This window comes from Ancylobacter amanitiformis (genome assembly GCF_030814815.1).
Taxonomy (GTDB): Bacteria; Pseudomonadota; Alphaproteobacteria; order Rhizobiales; family Xanthobacteraceae; genus Ancylobacter; species Ancylobacter amanitiformis.
This window is the reverse complement of sequence record NZ_JAUSVR010000001.1, coordinates 308,377-331,205: the sequence shown is the minus strand read 5'-3', so window position 1 is coordinate 331,205 and position 22,829 is coordinate 308,377. Positions and strand designations below refer to the sequence as shown.

The window sequence follows — 22,829 nt, the reverse complement described above, 5'->3', positions numbered from 1 at the left end:
GGGCATCGGGCGCCTGGGTTGAGATCGACGACGGGGGTGCGTGCGTGAAGGGCAAGCAAATGGGGTTCAGGCTGGTCGGCGTGGCGACTGCCATGGCGATCGCCGTGGGGACGAGCGGCTGCGCGCAGCTGCTCGGCGGCGGCGACAAGGCTGTTCCCACCTTCGACCTGACGGCGCCATCCGATTTCAGGGCACCCCGCTCCAGCACCGCGCAACTCGTGGTTGCCGCCCCCAGCGCACTGCAGGTGCTCGACACCGAGCGTATCGTGGTCGAGCCGAAGCCGGGGCAGGTCGCCTATCTCGAAAAGGCGCAGTGGAGCGACCGGCTGCCGGCGCTGTTCCAGGCGCGGCTGATCCAGTCGTTCGAGAATGGCAGCCGCGGCCGTGCGGTGGGCCGGGCGGGCGATGCCATCACGCCCGACTACACGTTGCTGACCGACATCCGCACCTTCGGCATCCAGGCCTTTGACGGCGCCCCCGAGGCGGTGGTTGAGGTCTATGCGCGCATTGTCGGCAGTTCGTCCGGCCGGATCGTCGCCGGTCGCCTGTTCACCGCCCGCGTCGCCGCCGCCGGCACGGCCGGCCCCGACGCCACGCAGGCGCTCGACGCCGCCTCCGACAAGATCTTCGTCGAGATCGTCGGCTGGGCCTCCGGCCACTACTGACCCGGCCGCTACTGACGCGGTCGCGGGGCCGGCAGGCGCCGGCTGGCCGACCCTTGCCATGTGGACGGGCGGGGGCAGATCGCGCGGACCGCCGCAGGGACCGGCCTATCTCCATCAAGCCGATCGGTTTGCGCACGTTCTGTCGCACAAGGGGCTGCCCTCGCTGCCGGCGCCGCCCGTGATGCCTGGATTACCGCCGAGCCGCCGCCATCTCCCCTCCCGTGACGGGCTCCAGCAATCTGGTGCCGCAAGGCCGGGGGCCGGATTGCGGACCAGACGCGGCCGGGAAGCCGAGGCGCAGGCCGGGAGGCTGCCCAACAGCTCTGAATTTCCCACCCATGCCGGCGGGCGGGCGAATCCGGGCAGCGGCGGGTTCGGGTCCATGAATGACGTGCCGCATGAATGACGACCCGCCTGAATGACGTGCCGACCATGCGGTATTCGCGCAGCCGGGACCGCCCCCAAGTTGCAGGCCCCCGTACCCGCTGAGGCGATGCGATGGCGGAGGCCGCTGGCCGCGGGCGCGGCGCCGCTGTCACGGCTCGCAGGTGGTGAGCGGTACCAAGGCGCTGCCTCGGTGCGGCCGGGACATGGGCCCGCTCGCTACGGCACGGTCGCGCCGCCTTGCGCCAATGATCGGACGGTCCCCCGCCCGCGCCCGTTTGGAAACTGTCTCAGCCGCACCCGCCGGAGAGGCCGAAGGCCATGTGCGAGGTCGTGACCGTACCATGCTGGACGATCCCCACTCGGGTCCGGCTTCCCCCGGGCTGACAATCCTCCGAAGGATTCGTCCAACAGGCTGTTGGCGCGCAAAAGCAAACGGGCGCCACTGGGGCGCCCGATGCGAAATCTTTCTCATGCCGCGTTGAGTGCGGCCTGGTCGGTCAGTCGAGGCGGCCGGCCGCGTGGGCGAGCAGCGTGTAGACCTTGCCGGTGTCCGAGGTCAGGTAGGTGTTGGTCATGGCCTGGCCGCGCTCGTCGCGTCCCACCTGCTCCAGCAGCCGCTCGAATTCGGTGATGTAGCGGTCCACCGTGTCGCGGAATTCGAGATCGCGCCGGTACTTGCGGCGGATTTCCTCGAAGGTCTGCTGGCCCTGCATCGTGTAGAGGCGGCGCGTGAACACGTTGCGCTCGCCGCGCTTGTAGCGATCCCACAGCTCGACCGCGGCTTCGTGGTCGATCATCCGGGCGATGTCCACCGAGAGCGAGTCGAGCGATTCGATCGCGTGGTGAACCGGGCGCTCGGGCTGTGTCGGCCGGCTGGCCGCCGTGCGGGCCCGCGGTGTGCCGGGAGCGGGCGCCTCGCTGTCGGCGCGCGCCAGCAGGTCGGTGAGCCAGCCCCCCTGGCCTTCCTGCCCATTGCCATTGCGCGGGGCGGGAGGCGTCGTCTCGCGGCGAGCAGCCGGGGGCGAGGCGGAGGTTGACGGCGTGGTGCTGGCGGCCGGACGGGCGGTGCCCGCCGCACGCGGCTCGTAGCGGGGAATCTCCTGACGCGGCGCGGCGGGAATGCGCGACGGCTCGGTGCGAACCGGCTCGCGGCGCGGCGCGAGGCCAGGACGCGCGAACTCGGTGCGCTGCGACGGGCTGCTCGCGGGCCGCGTAGCGACGGACTGAACCGGCGCGACCTCGTCGGAAGTCTCCGATTCCGGCGCGGCGAGGGCATCGGTCGCTACCGCCGCGGCCGGGGCGGCAGCGACCGGGGCGGGAGCGGCCGGCTGGGCCGCGGGAGCGGCCGCCGCGCGGCTGCGGGTGCCGGCATCGACGTCCAGGGCGCGGCCGTGGCGACCGACGATCTCGTTCAGTTCGGCCAGCGCCTTGATCTGGTCGGCGATGGTCCGACGCATGACCGCGGCATTCGCCTCGGCCTCCTCGGGCAGTTCCATGACGCCGCGGCGCAGTTCCTCGCGGGTGGTGTCGAGCATCGTCTTGATGTCGGCCACCGAGCTGCGCAGTTCCTGCGCAGTGCCCACGAGACCTTTGTTGGCCTCGCCCATGAGGGCGTTCACTTCGCGGACCGCCTGCTCATACGTGTCGCGCAGCATGGCCAGCGTCTGCTCGCGGCCTTCCTCGGTCGCGACGCGGATCTTTTCCTGCTGGGTGATGATCGTCTCGGCCGACTGGTTGGCCGTGTCGAGGATCGAACGCGACAGCTCGCTCGCGCGCTGTTCCGCCGTGTCGAGCGTCTGCTGCAGCGACTGGGTATACTGCGCCAGTCGGGTGTCCAGCTCGGTCGTGCGGCTGCCGATCTGCTCGGTGAGCGCCAGCAGTTCCTCGTGGCGACCGCCGAGCGTCTCGTCGAGATTCTCGTGCGCCGCACCCAGTGCCGTGGCGACGCTGCTGATGATGCCAGCCTGCTCGCCGAAGCTCTGGCCGAGCGAGGTCACATCCTGCAGCACGCTGGTCGAAACGGTGCGCAGCTCGCGGATCTGCTCGTCCATGTGGCTGGAGGCGAGGCGGCCGGCCTGCTCGACATTCTCCACCAGCCCGTCAAAGGCGGCGAGGCGATCGCTGATGGCCTGCTCGATCGCGCCGAGATTGGCGGAAGAGCCGGACAGCACGTCCTGCAGCTGGACGTTCATGTCGCCCAGGCGTTCCAGCAGGGTAGCGACGTCGCCTTGCAGGGCCTCGTTGGTGGCGGCGATTTCCGCCGCCGCGCCACGGCCGCTCTCGGCGATCGAGTCGATGAGCCCGGCACCGCGCCCGTCCAGCGCCTGCACGAAGTCGTCCGTGAGGCGGGACAATTCCGTCGAGGCGAACTCGGTCGTCTGCCGCGCCGCATCGACAATGTTGCCGCTCCGTCCTTCGAGCGTGTCGACGAATTCCTGGGTGAGGCGGTTGAGTTCGCCCGCGGTAAGCTCGGCGGATTCGCGGGCGGCGTCGACGATGGTGCTGCCACGCCCTTCGAGAGCGCCGACGAATTCCTGCGCGAGCCGGGTCAGCTCGCCCGCGGTAAGTTCGGCGGATTCGCGGGCGGCATCGACGATGCTGCCACCGCGTCCATCAAGCGCGGTGATGAACTCCTGGGTGAGGCGGGTCAGCTCGCTCGAGGTGAACTCGGCGGTCTGGCGGGCGGCGTCGACAATATTGCCGCCGCGGCCTTCCAGCGTGCCGACGAATTCCTCGGTGAGCCGCGCGAGCTCGCTGGCGGTGATTTCGGCGGATTCGCGGGCGGCGTCGACAATGCTGCTGCCGCGCCCGTCGAGCGCGCCGATGAACTCCTGCGTGAGGCGGGAGAGCTCGGTGGAGGTGTAGTCGGCGGTCTGACGGGCGGCGTCGATGATGCTGCCGCCACGGACTTCCAGCGTGCCGACGAACTCCTCGGTGAGCCGCGACATCTCGCCCGAGGTGAGTTCGGCGCTTTCGCGTGCCGCATTGACGATGTCGCTGCCGCGACCTTCGATGGAGCCGACGAATTCCTGCGTCAGGCGCGACAATTCGGTGGAGGCGAATTCGGTCGTCTGGCGGGCGGCGTCGACCATGTTGCCGCCGCGGCCTTCAAGCGTCCCGATGAACTCCTCGCCGACGCGCAACAGTTCCGTGGAGGCATATTCGGCGGTCTGGCGGGCGGCGTCGATCAGCGTCGAGCCGCGCTCGTCGAGCGTGCGGACGAAATCCTCGGTGAGCCGGGTGAATTCGGCGGACGTCACATCCCCGGTGTGCCGCACCGTATCGACCAGGCGCGAGCCGCGGCCGTCGAACTCGGCGACCAGCGCGTCGCTGGCGCGGGAGATTTCCTCCACCACCTGCCCGCTGACATGGCGGACCGTCTCGACCAGATTGGAACCGCGCCCGTCGAACTCGCCGAGCAGGGCGTCACCGGCGCGGGCGATCTCGCCCGTCACCTGCGTGCTGAGCTGCTGCAGCGCGGTGACCACATCGCCACTCTGGTTGTTGAGGTTGGCCAGAAGGTCGTCGCTGACGCGCGCCATCTCGCCGGCCGTGCTCTGGCTGGAGCGCTGGAAGGCTTCCAGCATGCCGCTCGTGCGCTGCTCGACGCCGTTCAGCACCTCGTCGCTGATCTGCATGATCTGCTCGGCGCGCCCGCTGGTCGACTGCTCGAAGGCGGAGACGATCGCATCCGTGCGCGAGGTCAGCGTATGGAGCAGGTCCTCGCTGGCACGCAGAACATCCTCCACGGCGCCGGCCCGGGTATTGTCGATGGCACGGACCAGGCTGTCGCGGTGATCGTCGATGGAGGCGAGCAGGCTGGCGCTGGTGCGCGACAGTTCGGCGGTGATGCCGACGCTGCGGTCTTCCAGGGCAGAAACCAGCCCGTTGCCGCGCTCGTCGAACATCCGCGCCAGTTCCTCGGTGCGGGCGTCGAACAGCACGGTCACTTCGTCCGCCCGGTCGGCCAGCGTGCGGCTGACATTGTCGGCCAGCGAGGTGAGCGAGTGCTCGATCTCGCCGGCTTCGCTGCGCAGCTGGCCGGCGACGGCACCGATGCGCTCACCGATGAGGTCGGCCAGCGCACCGCCACGGACTTCGACGGCGGCGGCGACGCGATCCATCCGCCCAACCACCGTCTCCTCGAAGCGGTTCACCCGCTGGTCGAGAATCTCGGCGATCTCCAGCGCGCGGGAGGCAAGCGCGCGGTCGGCATGTTCCAGCCGTTCGGAGAGTTGCTCGGTGACGCCCGCCGCGCGGTCGTCGAAGAACTTGCCGAGAACCTCGACAGAGCGGCTCATCGAGTCGTTGGCCTTCTGCGCGCCGTCTGTCAGGGCGCGGGCGGCACGGTCGATATGGTCGCTCAGGTCGGCGGTAACGCTCTGCGCGTGCTGGGTAAAGAAGCCGTCCAGCACGACCAGCGACTTGTCCATCGCCTCGGTGGCGAGGCGGGCGCCGTCGGTCATGGTGACGGCGAATTCCTGCGTGCGCCCGGCCAGCGTCTCGTTGAGGCCTTCGACGCCACGGTCGAGCACGCCCTCGATATTGGCGATGCGCAGGTCGAGCGAGGCGGCGATCTGCTCCGACTTGGCGGTCACCTGATCGTCGAAGCCGGACATGTTGTCGTGCATCGCGCGGGTGATGGCGTCGACGCGCTCGGTGATGCGCTGCACGATATCGCCGCCCTGCACCTGCAGAACGTTGTCGAAATCGTTGAGGCCGTCGGAAATCTGCCGGCCCAGCAGGTTGGCATCGGTGGCGAGGCGGTTCGCGAGTTCGCCGCCATTGACGGAAATGGTCTCGTCCAGCGCCTTCAGGCGGGAATTGAGCATCTCGCGCACGGATTCGGCGCGGTTGCCGAGGGTGGCGGTGAGCTGCTCGGCCGTCTCGCGGAACTGGTCCGTGACCTTGACGCCACGCGCGGCGATCGATTGCGCGACTTCCGCGCCGACATGGGCGAACTGCTCGCTCAGCGCGGTGCTGCGATAGCCGATATCCTGCGACAGCCGCTCGGCCGCCTCGGCGAGCGTGTCGTGCACGCCGGCCCCGGCCTGGGACAATTCGTGGACGACGCGCTGGCCGGTCTCGCCCAGCAGACGCTCCAGTTCGCCGCCACGCACCGCGATCGTGTCGTAAATGCGGTTGCCGGTGTCGTCGATGCGGTAGGCGAGGTCGTCGCCGCGTACGGTAATGGTCTCGGCGACGCGGTTGCCGGTTTCCTCAAGCTTGCGCACCACTTCGCCGCCACGGGCGGAAAGGTCGAGCACCAGCGAATCGCCGGTGGATTTCAGCGTGCGGTTGACCTCGTCGGCGCGGATGGCGATCTCGTCGGCCAGGCGCGTGCCGGTGCCGACCAGGGCATCGGTGATCTCGTTCGAGCGGGCCGAGAGCGTCTCGGTGAGGTTGAGCGTGGTCGCGGTCAGCCGCTCACCCATCTCCTGGGTACGGGACGTCACGACATCCGACAGATCGGACGCGGTCTTGAGCAGCCGATGGCCGATCTCGTCGGTGCGGCTCGCCAGCGTCTCGGTCAGGTCGGTGGTGACACCCGACAGGCGCTGGGTGATTTCCTCGGTCTGCGAGGTGAGGGTGGTGATGAGGTGGTTGCTGGCGTCCGACAGGTTGGTGTTGACGTCGGTGCCGGTGGCCTGCAGGCGGTCGATCAGGTCGCCGCCCTTCTCGGTCAGCGCATCGATGATGGTGTCGCCCACGCGGCCGAGCGCCAGGGTGATGTGCTCGCCCTTGTCGGACAGCGTGTTGGTGACGCGGTCAGCCGCCTCCGTAACGGTGTTGGCGATACGGTCGCTGACGCCGTCGACCTCGGAAGAGAAGGAGAAATGCGCGCCGGCGATGGCCTCGCGGATATGATCCGCGTGCGACATGATCACCTCACGCTCGGCCTGAAGCCGATCGATGAGATGGCGCATGCGCATCTCGTTTTCCTCATAGGCTTGTTCGAGCGAGGAAATCTCGGTGCGGACCAGCGCTTCCAGCTCACCGGCACGGGCAATGGTGCGCTCCACGCCATCGCCCATCGCGGCAACCTCGCGGCGCACGACCTGTCCGACATTGACCACGGCGTCGGCCGTGGAATGGTCCGGCTCGGCCAGACGGATGGCGACCTGCGCCATCGAGTGGGCGACGATCCGCATCTCCTGCATGCGCGCGACCATGGCCGCCAGCACGCCGAACAGCATCGGCGGCAGGATGAGGCCGCCGGCCGCCGCCATCAGCGCGGAGGGCGATACGCTGCTGAGGCCGATCTGGCTGAAATTGAAATAGGTGAGCATGCCGCCGAGGCCGAGCCAGGCACCCGAGCCGATCGCGGCGAGGTAATAGGGCGTGGGCGAGGGGCGACGCTGCAGCGCGCCGAGCAACTGGCCGATGGTCTGGCGGTCGTCATTGGCGGCGCGGCGGTTCTGCGGCAGCGTGCCGGCCGGGGCCTTGGAGCGGCGCGGCTCGGCAGGGGAGGCGGAGAGGGAGGCGGAGGGGGCTGCGGACGCCGTGGAGACGACGTCGGGGGCGAGGGTGCCCTTTGGATCCGCGTGGGGCGCGGTGGAAGAATGAGCCGGCGCGACGCTCGGCGGCGGGATGGCGGGCGGCAGGTCGAAGACGGGCTCGTCGAAATGAGGCGCGGAATCCGCTTCGCGCGCTATCTTGTTGTCGCCGATGAAGGACGCGTCATCGTCCAGCGGCTCGTCGAAGCCGCCATGCGCCCGCTCCTCGATGCGCGGAGCCTGAGGCTCGCGCGGAGGCGGCAGGTCGAACGCGTCGGCCCCGGACGGAGCGGCGTTGCTGTCATCGTGCGTCAAGTCAAGGCTCAGAGCCTCCTCGATGGCCGACAGCGCGGCCTCGGTGGGATCCTCGTGAACCTTCTTCGTATTCGTCGACATAGGCGCCTGCCTCCGGTCCGTACGCTACTCCGACCGGCTTGCGCCGTCGGGCCGGGGTTCCACGGGTGGCTGACGCATCCCGTGCCGGGACACCAAAGGGATTAACCGCTCGAGGCGCCACCCCACCGCGTTCTTATCCTACGCTCTTGGGGGTGAAAAATGGAACTGGGGTTAACGTATTGATTGAGGATATCGTTAACGACCTGTTCACCATGTCCGTTAGGTGACAGTTGACGCATCGTTCGGTCGGCCGCCGGCGGAGGCGAGGCCAGTCTGAACCGGGGCGGAATTCTCGTCGGCAGATGCCGCACCGCGCTGGCATTCGCGGGCGGCCTTGTCTATCTAGTTCCCGCCTCCCTGTAATCCTTCCACATCATTGAAGCCGCCGCCATGCCCAGGATCACCTATATCGACGCCGCCGGAACCGAACGCACCGTGGATGCCCAGGCCGGCGCCACCGTCATGGAAGCGGCGATCCGCAATGGCGTGCCGGGCATCGACGCGGAATGCGGCGGCGCCTGTGCCTGCGCGACCTGCCATGTCTATGTCGACGAGGCGTGGGTGGCGCGGGTCGGCGAGCCGGGACCGATGGAGGAGGACATGCTCGACTTCGCCTCCGAGGTGAAGCCCAATTCCCGCCTGTCCTGCCAGATCAAGGTGAGCGACGCGCTGGACGGGTTGATCGTCCGCACGCCCGCCCATCAGGGCTGAGGCGCCGCCGGAGCCCTCGGCTCCTGGAAGATTGCCGAGTCCGGTCAGGTCGTTGCCGGCGTGAGCGGAGAAGCTTCCTCATCTTCTCCGTCGGCGGGCCCGGCATGTTCGGCCCAGACCGGTCCAGACCGGCCCACCCGGGCGCCGCGCCATCTCAGAGGTTGAGTCACGATCCTGGCGCAGGCGGTTGTCTCAACGGCGTTTTCGGCTCGTCGTCCTCGCCACGGCTGATGAGGCCGGAGGCAACGTCCCTCAGCGCCGGAGCGGGCAGGGCGGCGAAGGGCAGCGGGCGCGTCACCTCGATGGCGGCGAGGCCGAGCCGGGCGGTGAGCAGGCCGTTCACCACGCCCTCGCCGAGCCGGGCGGAGAGCTTGGCGGCGAGGCCATGGCCGACCACCTGCTGGATCAGCGAATCGCCCGCCGCCATGCCGCCGGTGACGGCGAGATGGGCCAGAACCTGCCGGAACAGCCGCAGCATTCCGAGCGCGCCAGGCCGCCCGCCATAGAGCTCGGCCAGCCGCCGCACCAGCCCGATGGCCGTGACCAGCACGAAGATGAGATCCACGGCCGCGCGTGGTGAGACGGCGGTGACGACCGAGACGCGCTTGGCCGCGCCGGATACCAGCCGTGTCGCCTCCGCGTCGAGCGGCGCCATCAACTGGCGCTCGGTCAGCCGCACCAGATCCGCTCCGTCGATGATGGCGTCGAGGTGGGCGCCCAGCTCGGTGCGGGCGCGAAACAGTCGCGGCGAGGATTTGGTCAGCGCCAGCAGTTCCTGCGTCACCGCGGCGGCGAGGGCGCGGTCGTCCTTGAGGATCGCCAATGCCGCCTTCTCGCGCACGCGGTTGAGCGTATTCAGCCGCAGGAGGCCGAACATCTCGCGGCCGAGTATGGCGAGGGTGGCGGCCGCCAGGGCCGCGGCGAAGGCGAGGCCGGTATAGCCGAGCCAGTCGGCCCGGGTGAACAGGTCCTCGATCAGCTTCGACACGGCAAGGCCCAGCCCGAGGCTGACCAGCCCGCCGAGCCCGCCCCAGAACAGCTTGCCCCAGAAGGAACTGCGCGGCGGTGGCGCGGGTAGCGGCACGTCTTCCGCCGCCTCCGGCATCGCGGGCGCGGGAGTGACGACGATGGCCCCGCGCGGCGCGGCGCGGCCTTCCTCGGCCAGCACGACGCCGGGGTCGTCAAGGCGGAAGGCCTGGGGGCGGCGCGGGGTGCGGTCGGTCATGGCATGTCCGGTGTGGGCGCGCGGCGCGGGGGCAGCGGCAAAGGGACAGGGACAGGGACAGGGGGGCTCATGTCAGCCGGTCTCCGAGCAGGAATTCCAGCGCGCGATCGAGACGTATGTGCGGCAGCGCCAGCGCCTCGCCCTTGCCATTGCGGGTGACGGGTGGCGGGCGGAAGCGCAGGAAGCGGAAATCGCCGCCGGCCGCATCCGACAGGCCCTTGAATCCCAGCTCGGGATCGAACAGCGCGGCCGGGTTTTCCGGCAGGTCGCCGGGGAAGACGGCGGCTTCCGCCAGCCCGTCAAATGCATCGGCGCCGTGCTGCCCGGCCTCAGGCACGCCGACAATGGCCGGCAGATGGGCGCGGCCGCGCTTCACCATGGCCTCGCGGGTGGCGCGCACGGCGGCCAGCGCGACGACGTCGATCTCCGCCCCGGCGCCCTCGGCGCGGGACAATGCCCGCTCCACCAGGCGGCGCAGGATCGCCTCTAGCGGATCATGGCTGGTGTGGTGCAGGTGGTCCGCCTTGGTGGCGGCGAACAGCACCTTGCCGATGCGGTGGCGGAACAGGGCGGACAGCCATGAGTTCCGGCCGATGCGGAACGCCCGCAGGATGCCGTCCAGCGCGGATTCGAGGTCGGCCAGCGCGGCCGGCCCGGCATTGAGCGCGGCCAGCACGTCGATCAGCACGATCTGCCGGTCGAGCCGGGCGAAATGGTCGCGGAAGAAGGGCCGGACGATGGTGTCCTTATAGGCCTCATAGCGGCGCTGCATCATGGCGTGCAGCGAGCCGGGCGCGGGCTCCCCGGCACCGGCAATGTCGAGCGGGGCGAAGGTGAGAGCGGGCGAACCCTCGAGATCACCCGGCATGAGGAAGCGGCCGGGCGGCAGCAGGCTCATCGACACCGCCTCGGCGCGGCAGGCGGCGAGATAGTCGGTGAAAAGCCCGGCAAGCTGGCGCGCCTTGCCCTCCTCCGCCGGCGCGCGCGGATCGGTGGCCGCCAGCGCCGCGAGGAAGGGCGCGGCCAGCGGCAGCCGCGCCGGCGCGCGGGCGAGAGCGAGGCTCGCGCTGGCAAACGCGGCGTAGTCCTGGTCGAGCAGCGGCAGGTCCAGCAGCCATTCGCCGGGATAATCGACAATGTCGAGAATGAGCGTGCGCCGCCCGCCACGCGCCGGAGCGTAGTCGATGGCGAGCCGCAATTCGCTGATGCGCCGGGTCGATTCCGGCCAGCGGCGATCCTCGACCAGCGTCGCCAGATGGCCCTCATAGTCGAAACGCGGCACGTCGTCGTCGGGCTGCGGCTCCAGCCGCGCACCGGCAATGCGCCCTTCATGCATGGCGCGGAAAACGGGCAGGCGCCCGCCGCGTATCAGCGCATGCACGAGCGCGGTGGTGAACACCGTCTTGCCCGCGCGCGACAGGCCGGTGATGCCGAGGCGAAGCGTCGGGTTGGCGAGGTCCTCGGCCCGGTCGAGCAGGGTCTGCGCCGTGAGCCGGGCCTCGTCGATCAGGTCCGCGTACCAGGAGGGCAACGCCAAATCCTTCTGTGATTCCAGCCCGCGAAGATTTTCATCGCGTCTCGTGGAGGGCTGCCCTCAATCCTTGGCGACGCCGAGCGCGCGGGGCGTGACGAAGCGCTCCAGCGTGCCTTCGCCGGTCGCCACCTGGCTCCAGTCCTCGACCGGCAGGTCGATCACGGCGAGGGCCCCGGTCGGGTATTTCGGCAGCACCTTGGCCCGATGGGCGCGCTTCAGCAGCAGCGCAGCGAGGCCTTCCAGTCCGGGATTGTGGCCGAGCAGCAGCAGCGGGGAGCGGGCGCTCTGGCCGCGGATGACGCCGAGCAGGGCATCGGTGGAGGCCTCGTAGATCGCGTCCTCGAAGGCCGGCGGCTGGTGGGCGGGCCAGTGCCGCGTCGCAATGTCCCAGGTCTCCAGGGTGCGCCGCGCCGGAGACACCAGCGCATGGGCGGGAATCAGGCCCTGCTCGGCCATGTAGGCACCCATCGCCGCGGCCCCGCGCTCGCCGCGCGCGGCGAGCGGGCGGTCACGGTCGCGGACACCCTCGGGCCAGGCGGATTTGGCATGGCGGAGCAGCAGGAGGCGAAGCATCGGTCACTCACGGTCGGGGAGAGGAGGGCGGACACCGTCCCATATATGGTGAGCGGGACGGAGATCGGCGAGGTGGGACGATGAGGCGCACGCGATCTGAACGCGGGGGATGCATGCATTGAACGAAAGTGACTTTTCGGCAACCAATGTTGCGTCATCATCATGTAAGAAATGGGCAATGGGAATTCACGGGGTCTGGACCATGCGATCGCTGAATGTATCGAGTGTTGTGACGATCGCGGGCCTGATCGGTTTTTCGGTGGCGGCGCAGGCGGCCGACGTGGGCTCCGCGTCCATGGCCACGAAGGCGCCGGTCGAGGCCTCGACCGACCAGGAATGGACCGTCACGGTCGGCGCGTACATGTTCGCCCAGCCCAATTATTACGGCTCCGACGATTACGAGTTCGCGGCCCGGCCGCTGTTCAGCATCGCGCGGGCCAACAAGCTGAGCGAGTTCAACAGCTTCAAGGACAACCCCAGCATCGCGCTGTGGGATACCGGCCCGGTCGAGCTGGGTATTGTCGGTTCGCTGAACTGGAAGCGCGACGCCTCTGATTCGGTGAACCTGCGCGGCCTCAAGGACATTGACTACGCCTACCAGATCGGTGGCTACGGCCAGTGGTATCCGGTGGACTGGATGCGCCTGCGCGCTGAAGTGCTGTACGGCTTCGGCGGGTTCGAGGGCGTGGTGGCGAATCTCGCCGCTGACGGAATCTACTTCAGTGATTCGCTGGGCGGGGCCACCTTCTCGGCCGGTCCGCGCATGACGCTGGCGAGCTCCGGCTTTATCGACACCTATTACGGCGTCACCGCCGGCGAGGCCGCCATTGCCCAGCAACTCGGCAACAATCTCACGCCCTACAAGGCGGGCGGCGGCATCTATTCGGTCGGCTTCGGCGGGCAGATTTCCAAGCGCTTCACCCAGAACATCACCGGCTCGGTGTTCGGCGAGTACTCCTATCTCCTCGACGATGCCGCCGACAGCCCGATCGTCGCGGTGAATGGCGACCGCAACCAGTTCCAGGCCGGCGTGTCGCTCTCCTACACCTTCTTCCTCGGCTTCCAGTGAGGCGCGGCGCGTTGCCGCGCCGTTGAGGCGCAAGGCAGCGCATCTGCGGTTGTGCGGCGCAGGAGCCATGGATGGATCCGCGCTCGCGCACCGTCCCGCTCTCCTCTGCTCGTTTTCGGCGCGCAAGATGCTGAAAAATCCAGCATTTCATGTCGTGATGATGACGACGAGAAATGTTGTACGGGGGCTTGGGTGACGCTATAAGCACCGCCCAAGACGGGTACCCCCCGAACACGAGGACGAGGGCCGATGTCGGTAGAGATCGACCAGGAATATCGCCCCCGCGAGGACGAGCCTTTCATGAACGAGCGGCAGCGGGAATATTTCCGCCAGAAGCTGCTGCATTGGAAGGACGACATCCTGCGCGAGGCTCGCGAGACCCTTCAGCACCTGCAGGACGAAAACCAGAACCACCCGGATATCGCCGATCGCGCATCGTCTGAAACCGATCGCGCCATCGAATTGCGGGCCCGTGACCGGCAGCGCAAGCTGATCGCGAAGATCGATTCCGCGCTCGAGCGCATCGACGATGGCAGCTACGGCTATTGCGAGGAGACAGGCGAGCCGATCACGCTCAAGCGCCTCGAAGCCCGCCCGATCGCCACGCTGTCGATCGAGGCGCAGGAGCGGCACGAGCGGCGCGAGCGGGTCTACCGCGACGATTGACAGCGTGCGGCCGGCACGCGCTCGCGGATGTAGCGACGATGTAGTGACATGGCGGTCCGCTCCAGCGGGCCGCCATTTTCTTTGCACGAACGCCGCGGGCGGAGCGGGGGAGCATTGGTGCGGAACGTCCGTCCATGCGGCGGGCCCATTTTCGCCAGACCGCATGCTTTGCCAGGTCCCATGCTTGCGGGGTGCCGCAGGCCCGTCGGGCAAGTGTGACGGGTCCGCGTGGCCCCGCCAATCGGCGGCGGTCGGTCGGCCGGCTATTCCCCGGGGCGCGTTGGTTTCTTGGCGCGCGCGACGTGGCGCAGGCACGGCCGGGAAGACTGATGGCGATCGCCAGGCGGGTGCGGCGGGCGGGTCGGGCGGGCAACTGGTCCCCGCCATCCGCTCGTGGGGGCTCTTTTCGCCGCTGGGGCGGCTCGGGCCGAGTGGTCCGCGTCGAGTGCCCGTGTTGAGTGGTCCGCGTCGAGTGTTTCCGGTCGGTGGCGCAAGCCGGCATCGCGCGGGTGGGGCGCGGCTGGCGGAGGCGGGGCGGATCGCCTCCGTCCCCGCACCGTCAGTCGAGAGCGCCGACGCCTCAGGTGCCGCGACGGGCGCGGCCGAGGAGACTGGCCATCTCGGCTTCGAACGAATCATCGATCGGGCCGGCCGGGCGGTCGATCGCCGAGGGGGACAATACCTCGGGCGTGCGGCTTTCCGACGGGCCGGCAGCCGCCGGCGGCAGCACTTCCGGAATCGGCGCGACATCGCCCTCCGGCCCGGCCGTTATTGGCGGGATTTCAGGCGCCGCGCGCGCTGGTGTCGCTGGCGCGGCCGCAGCTCCGGCCGCGGCCAGTCCACGGAGCGGGTTGGGCAGGTTGGTCGGACGGCGCAGCGCCTCCTCCAGTTGCTCGGCCATGCCGCCCGACTGGGGATCGACCTTGATGGCGACGCGCACCACCTGATCGGACGGCGGCGGGGGCGGAGGGGGCTCCAGGGCCGGCTCGCCACGCGTGGCCGGCTCCGGCCGCGCCTGCGGGGTCGCGCGCTGGCGCACGATGTCCGGCCCCGAGGGGGCGCGCGCGGCGGCCGGCGTCGCCTGGACAGGGGCGAGGGGCGTCGACGTCATGTCGAGCGGACGGGGGGGCGGCTCGGCGGCGGCCCGTGGCGGCGCGGGGCGAACGGGCGCGGGACGCGCGAATTCGGGCGTCGGATCGAGCGGGGCGATCGCCGGAATCGGGGCGGGCGGCTGGGCGGGCGGCTGGGCAAGAGCCGGCGCGGGCGGATGCGCCGCATCGTGGATCCGCGCCGCGGCGTGGGTGCGGGCGGTGGGAATGCCGCTTTCCACCAGAAAATCGCTGCCACCGCCCAGAATGACGAGGTGCTGGATGTCGTCACGCTGGATCAACACCAGACGGCGGGTCTCATCGATGGGAACCTGATCGACAATGGCCAGGCGATGGCCCACCGCCAGCGTGTGCGCCTGCCGCCGCTTGCGCCGGCCGAGCAGCACCACGAGCAGGATGAGCAGCAGCACGCCGCCGGCCACCAGCAGCAGCCCGCTATTGCTGTTCGCCGTCATCAGGGAGTCCAACATCAACGCGCTCTCCTGCCCGAGCCCTCTCCGTCCGGACAGATCCTGCCGAACGACGCAAAAGCGCTCTCAAACCCTACGCCCGACACAGTATCCTGGAACGCCATCGGCCTGCGGAAGGCCTTTTTGCCGATCCGCCGGCGCTCCACGCGGCGGGGGCGCCTGCGCGCATTCCCCGCCACCCTCCTTTGTCTCCCGGATGGTCGCGCACGGCAAGTGCGCAGGGCAGGGGCGCACGGCAATCGTGCCGGCGATGGGCATCGGGCTCGGGGCGTTCATGTTGAAACGCGCGGGGTTCGGGCGCGGCGGGATTGCGTGGATGCACGGGCGCGACGGTCGGGTGAGCGATCCTCCCGCCCTTCCCGCATTTCCGGGCATGCCGGCCGAATCGCCCCTTGCCCCGCTGTTCCGCCTCGGGCACCAAGAAGGGCAATTGAATCGTTCCGCGCAGGCGGCGTTGCCGGGCGAAGCCGGCCGGCATGGATATGGCGCACAGCGGACCCGACGATCCCACGATCAACCGGCTGGAAATCGGCGGCAGCATTCGGCTGGTGCTGGTGGTCGCGCTGGCGCTGGTCGGGGCGGTCGCCTCGCTGCTGGTGCTCGGGCGTGGCAAGGCGGACCCCTGGATCATCGGCCTTCTCACCGGGTTCGCGGTGATCGGCGTGTTCGCGCTGTTTGCCTATGCAACCGGCCTGCTGCGCTTCGGCGCGCCGGATTCGCGCGATGAACTGGCCCGCCGCATCGTCGACAGCGCCGGCGAGGGCATGAGCCTTGTCGACCCGCTGGGGCGCGTGCTCTACGCCAATCCGCGCTATTGCGAGATCACCGGCGCCGCCGAGGCGCAGGAGGCGCGGCCGGTCGAGCGGCTGTTCACCAGCGATCCCGATGCCTCCGAGGCGGTCTATCGGCTGTCGCAGGGCATTCGCGAGGGCAAGGCGCTCTCCGAGGAGGTGCGCATCGCCGTGCCCGGGCAGCCGGTGCGCTGGCTCCGGCTCTCCGCCCGCCCGGCCGTGGCGGACCCGCGCGGGGGTAAGGCCACGGTGTGGACGATGAGCGACCTGACGCGCGAGCGCGAGCGGCAGGAGACGGCCTTCCTCGAATTGCAGCACGCCATCGATTATCTCGATCACGCGCCGGCCGGCTTCTTCTCCGCCGCCGGCGGGGCGATCCACTATATCAACGCCACGCTGGTGGACTGGCTGGGCTACGACCTTGCCGAATTCGGGCCGGGCGGGCTCACCGTCGCCGATCTCGTGCCGGGACCGGCGGCGGCGCTGTTGACCAATATCGCGCCGGTGCCTGGCGGGGTGCGCACCGAGGTGCTCGACCTCGACCTCAAGCGCCGCAATGGCCAGACCCTGCCGGCGCGCATCTGGCACCGCGTCGCCTTCGCCTCCGACGGCACGCCGGGCGCCTCGCGCACGCTGGTGGTGAGCCGCACCCGCGAGGACAATGCGGCGGACCCGGCGCGCGCGGCCGAGGTGCGCTTCGCGCGCTTCTTCCACAATTCGCCCATCGCCATCGCGACGGTGGACGGCGAGGGCCGCATCGTGCGCGCCAATGCCGAGTTCGCGCGCCATTTCGGCGGGCGCGAGGGCGAGCGGCGGCGGATCGCCGATGTGGTGACGGGTGCCTCGCGCGCCGCGCTGGAAGCCGCCGTCGCCAGCGCCGTCACCGGCCTCGCCCCGGAGGCGCCGGTGGACACGACGGACGGGCGCGAGGGCGGCCGTTCGGTGCGCTTCTATCTTTCCCCGGTGCAGGACGGCGAATCCGGCAGCGAGGCGGCGATCGTCTACGCCATCGACACGACCGAACAGCGGGCGCTGGAGGCGCAGTTCGCCCAGTCGCAGAAAATGCAGGCGGTCGGCCAGCTGGCGGGCGGCGTGGCGCATGATTTCAACAACGTGCTCACCGCCATTATCGGCTATTCCGACCTGCTGCTGGCCAATTCGCGGCCCACCGACCCGTCCTTCCAGGATGTGATGCAGATCAAGCAGAACGCCAACCGCGCCGCCGGGCTGGTGCGCCAGCTGCTCGCCTTCTCGCGCCGGCAGACGCTGCGGCCGCAGGTGCTCAGCCTCGGCGAGGTGATGAGCGACCTGTCCATGCTGCTGCGCCGGCTGCTGGGCGAGACGATCAAGCTGGAGGTGAAGGAAGGGCGCGATCTCTGGCCGGTCAAGGCGGACCTCAACCAGTTCGAGCAGGTCATCATCAATCTCGCGGTCAATGCGCGTGACGCGATGCCGGAGGGCGGGGCGCTCACCATTCGCACCGCCAACGTGCCGGCCGTGGATGCCGCCCGCTATGCCGAGGCCGGCCTGCCGCCCGCCGACCATGTGCTGGTGGAAGTGGCCGATAACGGCACCGGCATTCCGCCCGGCATTATCGACAAGATCTTCGAGCCGTTCTTCTCGACCAAGGAAGTCGGCAAGGGCACCGGGCTCGGCCTCTCCACGGTCTACGGCATCGTCAAGCAGACCGGCGGCACGCTGCAGGTGGAGAGCGAGGTCGGCCGCGGCTCGGTGTTCCGCGTGTTCCTGCCGCGCCACGTGCCCGATATGCTCGAACTTGCGCCGAAAGTGGTCGAGCCGGAGCCGCAGCCCAAGAGCGCGGATCTCACCGGGCGCGGCACGCTGCTGCTGGTGGAGGACGAGGATGCGGTGCGGGCCTTCGCGGCGCGCGCCCTCGCCTCTCGCGGCTATCAGGTGCTGGAGGCGGCCTCCGGCGTGGAGGCGCTGGAGGTTCTGGCCAAGCATGGCGGGGCGGTCGACCTGGTGCTGTCCGATGTGGTGATGCCGGAAATGGACGGGCCGACGCTGCTGCGGGAATTGAGCCGCACCCGACCCGACATCAAGGTGATATTCATGTCGGGCTATGCCGAGGAAGCCTTCGCGAAGAATCTGCCAGAGGGTGCCGATTTCGGCTTCCTGCCGAAACCGTTCACGCTCAAGCAGCTGATCGAGGCCGTTAAGAAAAGCATGGGCCGGAGCGAGTAGGCTCGGGCCCTCATCGACGTTTGGAGAGACGGATGGGCGCAGCGATCGAGGACGTCTTCAAGGCTCTGGCCAATGACCGCGCGGCGCGGAGCGGGGAAAAGGTGGCGCAGCTCTTCGCCGCCGATCCGGGCCGTTTCGCGGCCTTTTCCGCCACTTTCGAGGACATGCTGCTGGATGTCTCCAAGTGCTCGCTGACCCCGGCGACGCTCGGCCTGCTGCTTGACCTCGCCCGCACCGCGGGTGTCGAGGAAAAGCGCGCGGCAATGTTCGCGGGCGAGCATATCAACATCACCGAGGACCGGGCCGTGCTGCACACGGCGCTGCGCGATCGCAGCGCGACGCCCTTCACGATCGACGGGCAGGACGTGCGCGCCGACGTGGCGAAGGTGCTGGCCGACATGGCCGTGTTCACCGACGGCATCCGCTCCGGCGTGCTGACGGGCTGGACCGGCAAGCCGATCACCGATGTGGTGAATATCGGCATTGGCGGCTCGGATCTCGGTCCCGTCATGGCCACCATCGCGCTCTCGCCCTATCATGACGGGCCGCGCGCGCATTACGTCTCGAATGTCGACGGCGCCCATCTGTTCGATACGGTGAAGCCGCTCGACCCGGCCTCGACGCTGTTCATCGTGGCGTCCAAGACCTTCACCACGCAGGAGACGATGGCGAATGCCGCCAGCGCCCGGCAGTGGATCGTCGAGGCGCTGGGCGAGGCGGCGGTGTCCAACCACTTCGCGGCGGTGTCCACCGCGCTCGACAAGGTGGCGGCCTTCGGCATCGCGCCGGACCGCGTGTTCGGCTTCTGGGACTGGGTCGGCGGGCGTTATTCCGTGTGGTCGGCCATCGGCCTGCCGGTCATGATCGCGGTGGGAGCGGCGAATTTCGCGCGCTTCCTCGATGGCGGCCATGCGCTGGACGAGCATTTCCGCACCGCGCCGCTGGAAAAGAACCTCCCTGTCCTGCTGGCCCTCGTCGGCATCTGGCACCGCGACGTGTGCGGCTACGCCACGCGGGCGGTTATTCCCTATGACCAGCACCTCGCCCGCCTGCCGGCCTATCTCCAGCAGCTCGACATGGAGAGCAACGGCAAGCATGTGACGCTGGACGGCGAGACGGTGGCGCACGACACCGGTCCGGTCGTGTGGGGCGAGCCCGGCACCAATGGCCAGCATGCCTTCTTCCAGCTGATCCACCAGGGCACCAGTCCGATCCCGGTGGAGTTCCTCATCGCCGCGCGGGGCCATGGCGAGGATGAATGGCCGGGGCTGAAGCGCCAGCACGCCATGCTCATCGCCAACTGCCTCGCGCAGTCCGAGGCGCTGATGCGCGGGCGCACGCTGGAGGAGGCGACGGCGCAGCTTCTTGCCGCCGGCCGCGACAAGGACGCGGCGGCAAAGATCGCGCCGCATCGCGTGTTCACCGGCAGCCGGCCCTCCGTCACCATCGCCTATGACAAGCTGGATCCCTATACGCTCGGCCGGCTGATCGCGCTCTATGAGCATCGCGTCTTCGTCGAAGGCGCGATCTGGAACATCAACAGCTTCGATCAGTGGGGCGTCGAGCTCGGCAAGGAACTCGCCAGCACGCTGCTGCCGGCGGTGGAGAGCGGGCAGGCGCCAGCCTCCCTCTCGGCCTCGGCCGCCGGGCTGCTGCATCATCTCGTCGGCCAATAGTCCCGCGCCGTCATCCCGGATGCCGGCGCTGCCGGCAGGCCGGGATCGCTCGCCCATTCCATGTGCGATCCCGGCTCGGCCTGCGACTGTCCGGGATGAGTTTCAGAAAGTATCGGGGGTAACATGATCCGCGTCGTCGCCACCACGCCCTTCGACGGCCAGAAGCCCGGCACGTCGGGCCTGCGCAAGAAGGTGCAGGTCTTCCAGCAGCCGCATTATGTCGAGAACTTCGTGCAGTCGCTGTTCGACAGCCTGAAGGAGTTCGAGGGCGAGACGCTGGTGGTGGGTGGCGACGGGCGCTATTTCAACCGCGAGGCGATCCAGACGGTGATCAAGATCGCCGCCGCCGCCGGCTTCGGCCGGGTGCTGGTGGGGCAGGGCGGCATTCTCTCGACGCCGGCCGCCTCCGCCGTGATCCGCAAGCACGAGGCCTTCGGCGGCATCATCCTCTCGGCCAGCCACAATCCGGGTGGCGAGCACGGCGATTTCGGCATCAAGTACAATATCGGCAATGGCGGCCCCGCGCCCGAGCCCGTGACCGACGCCATCTTCGCCCGCTCGCAGGCGATCACGCAATACCGCATCTCCGACGCGCCCGATGTCGATCTCGACATCCAGGGCATCACGCGGGTCGAGGACATGGTGGTCGACGTGATCGACCCGGTCGAGGACTATGCCGAACTGATGGGGGCGCTGTTCGACTTCGACGCGATCCGCGACCTGTTCGGCACTGGCTTCACCATGCGCTTCGATGCGATGAGCGCGGTGACGGGCCCCTATGCGCGGGCGATCCTGGAGGAGACGCTGGGCGCCGCGCCCGGCACGGTGGTGCATGGCCAGCCGCTGCCCGATTTCGGCGGGCACCATCCCGACCCGAACCTGGTCCACGCCAAGGATCTCTATGATCTGCTGATGTCCGACCACGCCCCCGACCTCGGCGCGGCCTCGGATGGCGATGGCGACCGCAACATGATCGTCGGCCGCGGCCTTTATCTCACACCGTCCGATTCGCTCGCGATCATTGCCGCCAACGCGCATCTGGCGCCGGGCTATGCGGCGGGCATTGCCGGCATCGCCCGCTCCATGCCGACCAGCGGCGCGGCGGACCGCGTCGCCGCCAAGCTGGGAATCACCTGCTACGAGACGCCGACAGGGTGGAAGTTCTTCGGCAATTTGCTCGATGCCGGGCTCGCCACGGTGTGCGGCGAGGAGAGCTTCGGCACCGGTTCCAGCCATGTGCGCGAGAAGGACGGCCTGTGGGCCGTGCTGATGTGGCTCAACATTCTCGCCGTCCGCCGGCAGAGCGTCGCCGCCATCGTCGCCGATCATTGGGCCACCTATGGGCGCAACTACTATACGCGGCACGATTATGAGGAAGTGGATGCCGGCGCGGCGGAGGGGCTGGTCGCGGACCTGCGCGCCCGGCTCGACACGCTGTCCGGCAGCGTCCTCAATGGGCTCACCGTGGAGAAGGCGGATGATTTCGCCTATCATGACCCGGTCGACGGCTCGGTGACGACGAAGCAGGGGCTGCGGGTGTTCTTCACCGATGGCTCGCGCATCGTCTACCGCCTGTCGGGCACCGGCACGGCCGGGGCGACGCTGCGGGTCTATATCGAGCGTTTCGAGCCGGATGCGGCGCGGCACGCCCTTGATACGCAGGCGGCGCTGGCTGATCTGATCGCCATTGCCCGCTCGCTGCCGGATATCGAGGGCCGTACCGGCCGCCGCGAGCCGAGCGTCATTACCTGATCGGCCGAATCGGGCGCTGGGCGTGCGGGTGTTGAAAAAGCGGGGCGGTGCTCCGCTCGCCGGCACCGGGGGCGACGGCTGCCCGCCTTCAGGCCGCGCCGGGTATTCTGGCCGGCTGCGGTGGCCAGAATGGAGACGAATACGCCCGGACGAAACGCCTCATAGGCAAACAGCGCGACCTCCGGCCGGAAGTCGCGCTGTCCTCGCTCGGCGGTCTCTGGATGCCGCGGTCTCTGGATGCTGGGGGTCTCTGGATGGGTTGGGCACCTTCCGTACCGCCCGGCACGCGGGCGGTACGTTCCGTCAACTAGCCATTCTCGCCGTAGCGCAGCATGCCGGTCCAGAGGATTTCAAGCCGGCGCAACACGCTGTAGGTCACCGACATGTCCTGAGCGTCGGGTTCGTCACGCGAGCCGGTGCGCGTGCCCTGCTCATGCACCGAGCGGATGGCGTCGCATAGTTGCACGGCCTTGGGCGTCAGCCGCAGGCGGGCGGAGCGCCGATCGCGCAGCGAGGGCGAGCGGTGCACATAGTCCGCCTCCACAAGCTGCTTGAGATTGTACGACGCATTGGAGCCGAGATAGTGCCCGCGCTCCAGCAGGTCGCGCACGGAGAGTTCGTCGCTGCCGATGGTGAACAGCAGCATCACCTGCGACGGGCTGATGTCGTCGATTCCGAACCGCGCAAGGTCGATTCGCAGCAGGTCGAGAAAGCGGCGATGCGCTCGCTCGATCAGCCGGGCGATCTCCAGATGAGTGATGACCTGTTCCGCGTTAGCCTCGTTCGTTGATGGAGCGAGGGATGGTAACTGCAGTCCTTCGCCGTTTTCGGCGCCGTCATTTTCAGTCGCCGGCTTGCTTGCCATGCGCAGATGCCCCTAATCCCCAAACAAACGCGCGAGCCCGGCCGCGAACGTCCGGACTCGATTCATAGTTTATTATGCTACACATGCCTCCAGAAGAAGGCGATTTTCGTTCAGCTCTAAAGTTTTGGCGAATAAAACGGAAACAGTCCGTTTCCGGATACCTTTCTGTTGCTGCTTCCGGCAGCGTAGGGCGAAGCCTTGACTTTGTCGCCGATGTGGTCTTCGCAAATGCCCGGCT

General features: G+C 68.9%; 13 protein-coding genes. 7 read left to right on the top strand and 6 right to left on the bottom strand.

The genetic code is table 11. From position 1 onward, the window contains the following. Window positions 1-44: 44 nt before the first annotated feature. A complete protein-coding gene (locus QOZ99_RS01470; protein WP_306888101.1) occupies window positions 45-665 on the top strand; it encodes an ABC-type transport auxiliary lipoprotein family protein in 621 nt (206 codons plus the stop codon). Window positions 666-1,549: 884 nt separating this feature from the next. Here QOZ99_RS01470 and QOZ99_RS01465 read toward each other — a convergent pair. After that, window positions 1,550-7,945 (bottom strand): apolipoprotein A-IV repeat region-like domain-containing protein, encoded by a 6,396-nt coding sequence (locus QOZ99_RS01465; protein WP_306888100.1) that lies wholly within the window; start codon window positions 7,943-7,945, stop codon window positions 1,550-1,552. 390 nt (window positions 7,946-8,335) lie between these two features. Between QOZ99_RS01465 and QOZ99_RS01460 the strand changes: the two genes are divergently transcribed. Continuing rightward, on the top strand, window positions 8,336-8,656 hold the full coding sequence (locus QOZ99_RS01460; RefSeq protein WP_306888099.1) for a 2Fe-2S iron-sulfur cluster-binding protein: 321 nt from the start codon (window positions 8,336-8,338) through the stop codon (window positions 8,654-8,656). A 166-nt stretch (window positions 8,657-8,822) separates the two neighbouring features. On the opposite strand, the gene QOZ99_RS01455 is transcribed toward QOZ99_RS01460, so the two are convergent. The 3 genes from QOZ99_RS01455 to QOZ99_RS01445 all read right to left on the bottom strand — a co-directional run bounded on the left by QOZ99_RS01455 (window position 8,823) and on the right by QOZ99_RS01445 (window position 11,988). Next, window positions 8,823-9,881 carry a YcjF family protein gene (locus QOZ99_RS01455; protein ID WP_306888098.1) on the bottom strand — a complete coding sequence of 353 codons (1,059 nt, stop codon included), beginning with the start codon at window positions 9,879-9,881 and terminating at the stop codon, window positions 8,823-8,825. 67 nt (window positions 9,882-9,948) lie between these two features. Continuing rightward, window positions 9,949-11,412 (bottom strand): YcjX family GTP-binding protein, encoded by a 1,464-nt coding sequence (locus QOZ99_RS01450; RefSeq protein WP_306888096.1) that lies wholly within the window; start codon window positions 11,410-11,412, stop codon window positions 9,949-9,951. 63 nt (window positions 11,413-11,475) lie between these two features. Continuing rightward, window positions 11,476-11,988, bottom strand: coding sequence for a SixA phosphatase family protein (locus tag QOZ99_RS01445; protein WP_306888094.1), 513 nt, complete (start codon window positions 11,986-11,988; stop codon window positions 11,476-11,478). Window positions 11,989-12,190: 202 nt separating this feature from the next. On the opposite strand from QOZ99_RS01445, the gene QOZ99_RS01440 reads away from it, so the two are divergent. Together QOZ99_RS01440 and dksA are read left to right on the top strand one after the other, a co-directional pair. Beyond that, window positions 12,191-13,057 (top strand): MipA/OmpV family protein, encoded by an 867-nt coding sequence (locus QOZ99_RS01440; protein ID WP_306888093.1) that lies wholly within the window; start codon window positions 12,191-12,193, stop codon window positions 13,055-13,057. Between the two features lie 249 nt (window positions 13,058-13,306). Next, the gene (gene dksA, locus QOZ99_RS01435) at window positions 13,307-13,723 is read left to right on the top strand and encodes an RNA polymerase-binding protein DksA (protein ID WP_183191015.1); all 417 of its coding nucleotides are present in this window, start codon (window positions 13,307-13,309) and stop codon (window positions 13,721-13,723) included. 580 nt (window positions 13,724-14,303) lie between these two features. Here the strand turns inward: dksA and QOZ99_RS01430 are convergent. Next, window positions 14,304-15,302, bottom strand: a complete 999-nt coding sequence (locus QOZ99_RS01430) for a hypothetical protein (protein WP_306888092.1) — start codon at window positions 15,300-15,302, stop codon at window positions 14,304-14,306. A gap of 482 nt (window positions 15,303-15,784) precedes the next feature. Here QOZ99_RS01430 and cckA point away from each other — a divergent pair, with 482 nt between their 5' ends. From cckA to QOZ99_RS01415, 3 genes are all read left to right on the top strand, one after another. Then, the gene (gene cckA / locus QOZ99_RS01425) at window positions 15,785-18,298 is read left to right on the top strand and encodes a cell cycle histidine kinase CckA (protein WP_306888427.1); all 2,514 of its coding nucleotides are present in this window, start codon (window positions 15,785-15,787) and stop codon (window positions 18,296-18,298) included. 32 nt (window positions 18,299-18,330) lie between these two features. Further along, window positions 18,331-19,974: a glucose-6-phosphate isomerase gene (gene pgi / locus QOZ99_RS01420; protein WP_306888091.1), complete on the top strand. Its 1,644-nt coding sequence runs from the start codon at window positions 18,331-18,333 to the stop codon at window positions 19,972-19,974. Between the two features lie 123 nt (window positions 19,975-20,097). After that, the gene (locus QOZ99_RS01415) at window positions 20,098-21,726 is read left to right on the top strand and encodes an alpha-D-glucose phosphate-specific phosphoglucomutase (RefSeq protein WP_306888090.1); all 1,629 of its coding nucleotides are present in this window, start codon (window positions 20,098-20,100) and stop codon (window positions 21,724-21,726) included. A 307-nt stretch (window positions 21,727-22,033) separates the two neighbouring features. Here the strand turns inward: QOZ99_RS01415 and QOZ99_RS01410 are convergent, their stop codons facing one another. Further along, entirely contained in the window at window positions 22,034-22,591 is a 558-nt protein-coding gene (locus QOZ99_RS01410) for a MarR family winged helix-turn-helix transcriptional regulator (protein ID WP_306888089.1), read from the bottom strand. Between the last annotated feature and the right edge of the window lie 238 nt (window positions 22,592-22,829).